This is a genomic window from Micromonospora sp. M51, assembly GCF_018070305.1.
GTDB classification, from domain to species: domain Bacteria; phylum Actinomycetota; class Actinomycetes; order Mycobacteriales; family Micromonosporaceae; genus Micromonospora; species Micromonospora parva.
Genome location: NZ_JAGPXZ010001317.1, coordinates 1 through 832, shown reverse-complemented (window position 1 = coordinate 832; position 832 = coordinate 1). Strand labels below are relative to the sequence as shown.

General features: G+C 75.1%; 1 protein-coding gene. It reads right to left on the bottom strand.

Annotation, left to right across the window (positions count from 1 at the left end; all coding sequences use genetic code 11):
- A partial coding sequence (locus tag KBX53_RS34525) for a transketolase C-terminal domain-containing protein (protein WP_305798012.1) occupies positions 1-832 on the bottom strand: 832 nt, incomplete at both ends.

Below are 832 nucleotides of genomic sequence, written 5' to 3'. Positions count from 1 at the left end.
CGTCGTGCACCGTCACCACCGGCCCCCGAGCGGCGCACGCGGAGCGCAGCGCGCCCGGCAAGCGGGGCACCGTGGCCGTCCGTACGCCCTGTCGCAGGGTGCGCTGCCAGGCCCGGTAGAGCCGGTCCAGCGAGGTCACGTCCACCACGTGCGCGGCGATGCCCTCGTCGGCCAGCTCCGCGGCGGCGGCCAGCACCTCGGGCAGCACCGCGCCGGAGGCGGCCAGTTGCACCACCGGGGCGTCGACCAGGTGCGGGTACGCCTGGTGCGCGTCGACCAGCCGGTACGCCCCGGCGACGACCTGCCGGCGCAGCACCGCGTCGCCGAGCCGCGCCCGGGCCGCCTCGAACGGCGCCTGGTCCAGGGGTCGGGTGCTCAACCGGAAGTAGTACGCGCCGTCCTCGGCGGGCGCGGCGGTCGCGGCCGGGGCCGACCCACCGGCGATCTGCCCGAGCGCGTCGCAGAGCAGCCAGTCGAGGGTGGCCGCGTACGCCGGCTCGACGAAGGTCACACCGGGCAGTTCCAGGCCGACCGACGCGGTGATGGTGGACTGGTGGGCACCGCCCTCGGGGGCGAGGGTGATGCCGGACGGGGTGCCGGCCACCACGAACCGGGATCCGGAGTAGGTGCCGTAGAGGAACGCGTCGAGGCCGCGCAGCACGAACGGGTCGTAGACGGTGCCCACCGGCAGCAGCGGCTGCCCGGACAGGTCCCAGGAGAGCCCGAGCTGGCCGAGCAGCAGGAACAGGTTCATCTCCGAGATGCCCAGCTCGATGTGCTGCCCGGCGGGGCTCTCGGTCCAGCGCAGCATCCGGTCCTCGGTCCAGGATCG